At 69.9% G+C, this 9,253-nt stretch carries 7 protein-coding genes; 2 read left to right on the top strand and 5 right to left on the bottom strand.

Annotated features, from left to right (window positions below; all coding sequences use genetic code 11):
• Both HGA02_RS04865 and HGA02_RS04860 read right to left on the bottom strand, forming a co-directional pair.
• Positions 1-592 (bottom strand): ALF repeat-containing protein (locus HGA02_RS04865; protein ID WP_210728183.1); only part of this gene is annotated, 592 nt, incomplete at its 3' end.
• Positions 593-736: 144 nt separating this feature from the next.
• Positions 737-1,354, bottom strand: a complete 618-nt coding sequence (locus tag HGA02_RS04860; RefSeq protein ID WP_168678052.1) for a LysE family transporter — start codon at positions 1,352-1,354, stop codon at positions 737-739.
• Between the two features lie 442 nt (positions 1,355-1,796).
• On the opposite strand from HGA02_RS04860, the gene HGA02_RS04855 reads away from it, so the two are divergent.
• Positions 1,797-4,190 (top strand): non-reducing end alpha-L-arabinofuranosidase family hydrolase, encoded by a 2,394-nt coding sequence (locus tag HGA02_RS04855; protein ID WP_168678051.1) that lies wholly within the window; start codon positions 1,797-1,799, stop codon positions 4,188-4,190.
• Between the two features lie 230 nt (positions 4,191-4,420).
• On the opposite strand, the gene HGA02_RS04850 is transcribed toward HGA02_RS04855, so the two are convergent.
• The 3 genes from HGA02_RS04850 to HGA02_RS04840 all read right to left on the bottom strand — a co-directional run bounded on the left by HGA02_RS04850 (position 4,421) and on the right by HGA02_RS04840 (position 8,265).
• Entirely contained in the window at positions 4,421-5,140 is a 720-nt protein-coding gene (locus tag HGA02_RS04850; RefSeq protein WP_168678050.1) for a DinB family protein, read from the bottom strand.
• 158 nt (positions 5,141-5,298) lie between these two features.
• A complete protein-coding gene (locus tag HGA02_RS04845; RefSeq protein ID WP_168678049.1) occupies positions 5,299-5,496 on the bottom strand; it encodes a hypervirulence associated TUDOR domain-containing protein in 198 nt (65 codons plus the stop codon).
• Between the two features lie 111 nt (positions 5,497-5,607).
• Positions 5,608-8,265, bottom strand: a complete 2,658-nt coding sequence (locus HGA02_RS04840) for a replicative DNA helicase (protein WP_168678048.1) — start codon at positions 8,263-8,265, stop codon at positions 5,608-5,610.
• 277 nt (positions 8,266-8,542) lie between these two features.
• On the opposite strand from HGA02_RS04840, the gene HGA02_RS04835 reads away from it, so the two are divergent.
• The coding region (locus tag HGA02_RS04835; protein WP_168678047.1) for an MATE family efflux transporter at positions 8,543-9,253 on the top strand (711 nt) is incomplete at its 3' end.

The following is a 9,253-nucleotide window of genomic DNA, read 5'->3' as shown; positions in this document are numbered from 1 at the left end:
CTGCGGCGGCGTCAATGGCGCGCGCCACGAACTGGCCGACGAGCAGGAACTCCCGCAGCTCGGCGGGCGTGCCGGCGAGCGCCGCCTGCGCGGCCGCGTCGAGCGCCGGGCCGCTGTTGTTCACGCCGCCCGTCAGCATCGTCGACGCCATCAGCCGGTCGTCGGCGTACTGCGCCACCGGGAGGCCGTTCGTGAGGAAGTCCGACAGGTCCTGCCGGTCGCTGCTGGCCAGCGCCGCCTGCGCGCCGGCCTCGACCGCGGGTCCGGTCGCGGCAGCGAGGACGCGCGTGACCCGCAGCCGCTCGTCGGCGAACCACGGGTTCAGGTAGCCGCCGTCGACGTACGCCCGCAGCTCCTCGATCGTCCCGGCCAGGGCGGCGGTGGCCTGCTGGCGCGTCGACGGGCCGTCGGGGACGGACGCCAGGACCTCTGCCCAGTCGCGGTAGTCGTCGTCGGTCGTCCCGTGGAACCCGGCGGCGACGAACGCCCGCACGTCGACCACCGGGTCGGCGGCTGCTGCGGGTGCCGCGGCACCGAAGCCCGTCACCGTCAGCACCACAGCCGCTGCGAGCCAGCGCACGATCTTGCGCACCAGGGAACACTCCTCGTCGTCGGGTCCGCCATGTCCGCGGAGCCGCACGTCACGGCCCCACGCCCCGCGAGACCCTACCGTCCCCGTGACTCCCGTCAGCGCCGTTGCGACCGGCATCGCCGCCCGTGCGGTGGCCGTCTCACGTCACACGGTGGCGAGCAGGACCCCGACGCCGACGAACAGCCCGCCGAACACCCGGTTGACGACCCGGCGCCCGTCCTCACGGGCGATGACCCGCGCCAGCCCGCGCGCCGCCGGCGCGAACACGCACCACATGACCAGGACGTCCACCGCGACGACGGTCGCGACCAGCACCGCGTACTGCGGTACGAGCGGCCGGTCGGGGCGCACGAACTGCGGCACGAAGGCGAGGAAGAAGACGATCGCCTTCGGGTTGGTGAGGTTCACGAGGAGCCCGCGGCGGAACATCGGCCAGACGCCCTCGACGACGCGCTCGGTCGCGCCGTCGTCGGACCCGGGCCGCGCGCGGAACTGCCGCACCCCGAGGTAGACGAGGTACGCGGCACCGACGTAGCGGATGATCTCGAACGCCGTGTGCGAGCGGCTGACCAGCGCACCGACCCCCGCGGCGACGATCGCGACGTGCAGCACGAGCGCGGCCTGCTGCCCGAGGATCCCCCAGATGGAGCGCGCCCACCCGGAGCCCAGCGAGTTGGCCATGGTGTTGATCGCACCGGCGCCCGGCGTGAGCGAGATGACGAGGCACGCACCGACGAGCGCGAGCCACAGCGACAGGCTCATGCCGCGAGCACCGGGACGACCACCACCCGCAGATCATCTCCTGTCACCGGACCCGCTCGGACGCGCAGGCGGCGGACGTCCGTCCCGCACCGCCTGGTCGGTCGTCGCGTGATGGCCCCGGCGTGTCGCAGGGTCGGCGTGCAGACGGGCTCGGGTGGCCCGGCGCCTGGTGCCTGGTGCCTGGTGCCTGGTGCCTGGTGCCTGGCGCCTGGTGCCTGGTGCCTGGTGCCTGGTGCCTGGTGCCTTGGATCGATAAAACCCCAAAACGATTCGCCTCTGTCGCTCCACTCGTCGTGGTGCGAATGTGAGCGCTCACACTGTCGGCCGCCGGGTGGTCACGCCTGGCGGCCGCGGCCCCGTGGGCAGACGGCGTCGTCCGTCCACCAGCTCCGCGCCGACAGCCCACCGGCCCGTCCCGTCGGTCCTCCGAGAGAGGTGTTCCATGACGACCACACCACGACGAGGGCGACGCGCAGTCGTCGCCGCGTCCTTGACCCTGGCGGTGGCCGCCGCGGGCCTCGCCGCGGCCATGCCCGCCCAGGCGGCGGCGAGCACGCTCGGTGCTGCGGCGCAGCAGAGCGGGCGGTACTTCGGCACAGCGATCGCCGCGGGCCGGCTGAACGACAGCACGTACCAGACGATCGCGAACCGTGAGTTCGACATGATCACGGCCGAGAACGAGATGAAGATGGACGCCACGGAGCCCAACCGTGGCCAGTTCAACTACTCCAGCGGCGACCGGATCCTGAACTGGGCGCAGAGCAACGGCAAGCGCGTGCGCGGGCACGCCCTGGCGTGGCACTCCCAGCAGCCGGGCTGGATGCAGAACATGTCCGGCACCGACCTGCGCAACGCGATGCTCAACCACGTCACCCAGGTCGCGACGCACTACAAGGGCAAGATCTACGCCTGGGACGTCGTCAACGAGGCCTACGCCGACGGCTCGTCCGGCAGCCGCCGCGATTCGAACCTGCAGCGCACCGGCAACGACTGGATCGAGGCCGCGTTCCGCGCCGCCCGCGCCGCCGACCCGGGCGCCAAGCTCTGCTACAACGACTACAACACCGACGACTGGTCGCACGCCAAGACCCAGGGCGTCTACAGCATGGTGAGGGACTTCAAGTCGCGTGGTGTGCCGATCGACTGCGTCGGGTTCCAGTCGCACTTCAACTCCCAGAGCCCGGTGCCGAGCAACTACCAGACCACGCTGCAGAACTTCGCCAACCTGGGTGTCGACGTGCAGATCACCGAGCTCGACATCGAGGGCTCGGGCTCCTCGCAGGCGCAGAACTACCAGCGGGTCGTGCAGGCCTGCCTCAACGTCGCGCGCTGCACCGGCATCACCGTCTGGGGCGTGCGCGACACCGACTCCTGGCGCTCCGGCGGCACACCGCTGCTCTTCGACGGCTCGGGCAACAAGAAGGCCGCCTACACCGCGGTCCTCGACACGCTGAACTCGGCGACGCCGAGCCCGACGCCGACGCAGACGCCCACGCAGACGCCGACACCCACCCCGACGTCGAACCCCGGCACCGGCTGCTCGATCAGCTACACCGCGAACTCGTGGGCCACCGGCTTCACCGCCAGCGTCAAGATCACCAACCTCGGCTCGGCGATCAACGGCTGGACGCTCACGTGGGCGTTCCCCGGCAACCAGACGATCACTCAGGCGTGGAGCACGACCGCCACGCAGAGCGGCAACCAGGTCACGGCCAAGAACGTCGGCTACAACCCGCAGATCCCCGCGGGCGGCACCGTCGAGTTCGGGTTCAACGGCGCCTACAGCGGCAGCAACGCGTCGCCGACGAGCTTCAGCCTCAACGGGACGGTCTGCAACGGTGGCGTCGCACCCACCCCGGACCCGACCCCGACGGTCACGCCCACGCCGACCGCCACCCCGACCCCGACCCCGACGCCCACCAGCACCCCGACGTGCTCGCTGCCGTCGACCTACCGCTGGACCTCCTCGGGCCCCCTCGCCCAGCCGCGGTCCGGCTGGACGTCGCTCAAGGACTTCACCAACGTCGTCCACAACGGCAAGCACCTCGTCTACGCGACGAAGGTCGAGAACGGCAGCTACGGCTCGATGGCGTTCAGCCCGTTCACGAACTGGTCGGACATGGCCACCGCGAGCCAGAACGCGCTCCCGTCAGGCACGGTCGCTCCCACGCTGCTCTACTTCGCACCCAAGAACATCTGGGTGCTGGCGTACCAGTGGGGTCAGTGGCCGTTCATCTACCGGACCTCGACCGACCCGACGAACGTGAACTCGTGGTCGTCACCGCAGCCGCTCTTCACGGGCAGCATCTCCAACTCCGGGACGGGTCCGATCGACCAGACGCTCATCGCCGACGGGCAGAACATGTACCTGTTCTTCGCCGGCGACAACGGGAACATCTACCGGGCGAGCATGCCGATCGGGAACTTCCCGGGCAGCTTCGGCTCGAACTACACGACGATCATGAGCGACACCCAGGCCAACCTGTTCGAGGGTGTGGAGGTCTACAAGGTCGCCGGTCAGAACCAGTACCTGATGCTCGTCGAGGCGATGGGCTCACGCGGGCGGTACTTCCGCTCGTTCACGTCGTCCAGCCTGTCGGGCACGTGGACACCGCAGGCGGCCACCGAGAGCAACCCGTTCGCGGGCAAGGCCAACAGCGGCGCGACGTGGACCAACGACATCAGCCACGGTGACCTGGTCCGGTCCAACCCCGACCAGACCAAGACGATCGACCCGTGCAACCTGCAACTGCTCTACCAGGGTCGTGACCCCAACCAGAACCCCGACTACAACAACCTCCCCTACCGCCCGGGCCTCCTGACCCTCCAGCGGTGACAGCCGGGGGACGGGGTCCGGCCCGGAGTCACTGACGGGCACGGAACGGCACACCGCGACTGCGGGAACCGACGAGGGTGGGCTCGATCCGATCGAGCCCACCCTCTCCCGTCCCTCGCTCTGCGCGCTGTCGTGCGTCTCGACGACGGCATGCGCGCGGGCCCACCAGATCGGCACCGCGCCGAAGGTCAGCGATGCCCGCATCCGCGATGCTGAGTCCGTAGCCCGCCCTACTCGGCGTCCTGTGCCTCGATGAGGTCGAGGTCGCGGACGCAGAAGCGGTGGTGCTCGAAGGTCTCGTTGAGCACCGTGCCGAGGCACTGCCGCACCGAGCGGCCCCGGGCGTACGGCGGCCAGACGTCGTCGTCGGGCACCGCCGCTCGCGCTGCGAGCTGCACAGCGGTGACCTCGTCGAGCCAGGCCTCGAGCTCGGCGGCCTGTGCCTCGCGCACGCTCACGATCTCGTCGAGGGACGGATCGAGCGACAGGTCGAGGCCGTGCGCTTCGCGGTAGCGCTCGTCGGTGGTCCCGATGCCCATCGGCGTGAACAGCTCCGTCGAGCCCAGGCAGCAGCGGCGGAACCACGAGTCGTGGACGAAGACCAGGTGGCGCATCGTCTGCACCGCCGACCACTCGTCGTTCACGCTGCGGCGCTCGATGCCGGGCGTACGGCGGATCCGCTCGATCGTGGCGGCCCAGCCGGCCCGGAGCTGACGCGATGCCTCGCGCAGGTCGGCAGGGTCCTCGGAGCGGATCAGCACCCGCACCGGATGACGCCGGTCGAGCTCGGTCTCGACGTACTCGGTGACCTCTACACCGTTCACCACGAGGTTGGTGACGAGCCCGTCGATCACGGCATCCTGCATGACGACGCCGATCAGGCGCGCCCCGGTCAGATCGCACTCGCGGAACTCCGCACCGTGCAGGTCCTCGTCGACGTACCGCGTCATGCTCCGGATGCTAGGTCCGTGCACCGACAAGCCAGATGGTGGGTCACCCACACCTCGACGTCGTCGCCGTCGTTGGCAGGCTCACTGACGCTCCCGAAGCGTCTTCCTGGTCACCAGGGCAGGAAGTGCCGCGATGGTGGGAGACCAAGACCAACCTCTCACGCTGGCGTGAGGCTTGACTCCTTGTGCGCCGCGCGTGCGCCGGTCTTCTCGGACTCGACGATCCAGAACGGCTCGTCGTCGGACGCCCGGAACTGCTGCCCGTCGAACGTGAAGTCGGACGTCCGACGCTCGACCGTCGTACCCGTCGTGCGGCCCTGCGAGGTGTTCCAGTGGACCTTCTGACCCACGCGCATCCTGCCTCCTCTGCTGGTTCACCGGCCCTACCAAGCAGCTTGTCGGGAGCCGTCTCTCGCGTGTGGTGCTCGGATCTTCAAAGTCGGCGGCATCTCGGCGACTGCCGATGTTCAGGCCTGCATGTCGACGAAGCGTGAGTAGTGGCCCTGGAAGGCGACCGTGATGGTGTCGGTCGGGCCGTTTCGGTGCTTGGCGACGATCAGGTCGGCCTCGCCCGCGCGCGGCGACTCCTTCTCGTAGGCGTCCTCGCGGTGCAGCAGGATCACCATGTCGGCATCCTGCTCGATGCTGTTGTGGACGGCGATGCCGTTGGCGACGAAGTTGTGGGTGCCGAGGACGGTCGCGTCGTAGACGTGCTGCTCCCCCATCGGCTCGATGGCGACGACCTCGTCCCACAGCAGGTCGTTGACCGCCATGATCTCCAGGTCCTCGCTCCCGAGGACTTCGGCGATCCGGCCGAGTCGCTGCCGCGACGGCGCGTGCTTCCACATCGTCGACCCGCAGAACTGCGTGCCCAGGGCGGCAGCGAACTCGCGGTGCGTCATGCCGTTCTCCACGAGCAGCTGCCGCACGTCGTCCCACACCTGGCGCGGCACGGTGTCGACGTTCGGGTTGCCGCTCTTCGCGCGGACGATCTCGAGCAACCGTTCCGCCTGGAGGCCGCGCGCGCCGTGCACGCCGATCTCCTGGAGGAACCGTCGCTGGTCGTCGACACCGGAGATGTCGAGCGTGCACCCGTCCCGGTAGCCGGCCTTGGGCGTCGCCCTGCGGACGCGCGTCGAGATGCCGAAGCGCAGCAGCAGCCGCGACAGGTCGTCCACGAGCCGACGCGACGTCGAGGCGTAGTAGATCCGCCCGCCCTGACCGTTCGCGTTGACCGTCACCGAACCGTCGGTCGCCCAGATGTGCCGCAGGAAGAGCGCGATCTGCTCCTTCGGCAGGTGGAAGACCGCGTTCGGCACGAACTTCTCGTGGCTGCGCGCGCCGAACAGGCCGAAGTCGTCGAGCCACTCGGCGATGGGGTTCCGCTTGCCGCGGGCCAGCCGGTACGGCGCGGGCAGACGAAGGGTCGTGACGCGGGCCGCCGCGTAGTCGTCGCGGATCGGCGTGATCCCGAACGCCGTCGCGGCGTCGGACACCGCCGACAGGTTCGCCTCGTCGACGGACGCGTACCGCACCGGCTGCCGCTTGACGAAGGACCCGTCGCCGAGGAGGTGCGCGAGCATCACCACCTTGCGGTCGTCCCAGGCGGCGCGCTGCTCCGGACCAGGGACGTGCCGCGGCACGCCGAGTCGTGACCCGACCTCCAGCTCCCCGAGCGGCGTCCAGCCCTCGTACGTGAGGAACGGGTGGTTCGCCGTCGCGGTGACCTCCTTGCCGGAGGCGAGCCGCAGCCGGTACACCGGCTTCACGCCGGTCGGGAAGACGTGCGTCATGTGGCGGCGGACGTATTGCAGCCGCTCGTCGAGCGCCCACACCGGCACGTCCTTGGCGCCGAGTGCGTACAGCTCGCCGAGCGTCGTCTCCGCGCCCGTGTCCGCGCGCAGGATCCGCGTGTCCTCCGTCAGGCAGCCGGACTCACGGAGGTCGCTCATCTGCGGCTTCTTGTCCGTGCGCTGCTCAGGACCACGGTTCAGCTGCGAGATCGCGATGACCGGGACCTCGAGCTCCTTCGCCAGCAGCTTGAGGGCTCGCGAGAACTCCGAGACCTCCTGCTGGCGTGACTCGACGCGCTTCCCGGACGTCATGAGCTGGAGGTAGTCGATGATGACGAGCTTGAGGTCGTGCCGCTGCTTCAGCCGGCGCGACTTCGCTCGGATCTCCATGAGCGACATGTTCGGCGAGTCGTCGATGAACAGCGGCGCCTCGGAGATCTTGCCCATGGTCGCGGCGACCTTGGCCCAGTCGTCCTCGCCCATCTGCCCGGTGCGCATCTTCTGCAGGTGCACACGCGCCTCGGCGGACAGCAGACGCATCGTGATCTCGTTGCGGCTCATCTCGAGCGAGAACACGACGGACGTCATCCCGTGCTTGATCGACGCGGAACGAACGATGTCGATTCCCAGGGTTGATTTACCGATGGCAGGCCTCGCTGCAACGACAATCATCTGCCCGGGGTGCAATCCATTTGTCAGGCGGTCCAGGTCGGAGAAGCCCGTGGGGACGCCGATCATGCCCTCGCCGCGGTGGCCTGCCGCCTCGATCTCGTCCACCGTGCCGCCGATGATCTCGCCCAGCGGCAGGTAGTCCTCCGACGCGCGCCGCTCGGTCACGGCGTAGACCTCGGCCTGCGCGTTGTTGACGATCTCGTCGACGTCGCCGCCGTCGGTGCCGTAGCCGAGCTGGACGATGCGCGTGCCGGCCTCGACGAGCTTGCGGAGGATCGCGCGCTCGCGCACGATCCGCGCGTAGTAGCCGGCGTTCGCGGCGGTGGGGACGGACGCGATGAGCGTGTGCAGGTAGGGCGCGCCGCCGATGCGGCCGATGTCGCCGCGCTTGGTCAGCTCGTCGGAGACGGTGATGGCGTCGGCGGGCTCGCCGCGGCCGTACAGGTCGAGGATCGCGTCGTAGATGGCCTCGTGCGCGGGGCGGTAGAAGTCCGTGCCCTTGATCTGCTCGATGACGTCGGCGATGGCGTCCTTCGAGATCATCATGCCGCCGAGCACGGACCGTTCGGCGTCGAGGTCCTGCGGCGGGGTGCGGTCGAAGCCGCCGTTGCCGCGACCGGAGTCCGGGGGCGCCCCGTACTCGAGCTCCTCGATCGTCACTGGCCGCCCATCCCCGTCATCCGTTACCGTCGAACATCTGTTCTAGCAGGGGCCACCGACAACCCCGCACGCGCGCACCGCACTCGCGTCCGGTCCTGCCTCGCCCGCGAGGTTAGGACGGTCCGCGCGGCGTTCCAAACGGGCCTGTGGACAACGCTGTGAGGTGTCCTGTGGACGGCGGTGGACCCGCTTGTGCACAGTCCGTGGACAGTCCTGTGGATACGGTGGACGAAAGACTCCGAACGAACCCCTGACCGGCCCCGACGCTGTGCACGGCATGTGGATGCGAGAAAGGTTGGACGCGATTTCATCTGACGGACATCACACGTCCGCCGTCGACCGGCAGATTCTGTCCCTCGCCGTCCCGGCGCTCGGCGCACTCGTCGCGGAGCCGCTCTTCGTCCTCGTCGACTCCGCGGTCGTCGGGCACCTGGGGACAGCCTCGCTCGCCGGTCTCGCGCTGGCGTCGACCGTGCTCGTCACCGTCGTCGGCCTGTGCGTCTTCCTCGCGTACGCCACGACGGCAGCGGTCGCCCGACGTCTCGGTGCGGGTGACCGCGGCGGTGCGCTGCAGGTCGGCGTCGACGGCATGTGGCTCGCGCTGGGCCTCGGCGTCGCGCTCGGGGCGATCACGTGGCTGACGGCCCCTTGGCTGATCGGCGCGCTCGGCGCGACCGGCGACACCGCGCAGCAGGCCGTCGTCTACCTGCGCTGGTCCGCCCCGGGCCTGCCCGGGATGCTGCTGGTCCTCGCGTCGACCGGTGCGCTCCGCGGCCTGCAGGACACCCGCACGCCGCTCGTCGTCGCCACCGCCGGCGCGGTCGTCAACGCGGTGCTCAACGTGGTCCTCGTCTACGGCGCGCACCTGGGCATCGCGGGCTCGGGGCTCGGCACGGCGCTCACGCAGCTCGGCATGGGCGCCGTCCTCGCGGGCGTCGTCGTCCGCGGTGCGCGCGCCGCCGGAACCCGCCTGACCCCGCACGCGGCC

The sequence above is a fragment of the Cellulomonas septica genome, assembly GCF_012396155.1.
Taxonomy (GTDB): domain Bacteria; phylum Actinomycetota; class Actinomycetes; order Actinomycetales; family Cellulomonadaceae; genus Cellulomonas; species Cellulomonas septica.
Note: the sequence above shows the minus strand (reverse complement) of the source record. Positions and strands in the feature narration are given on the sequence as shown.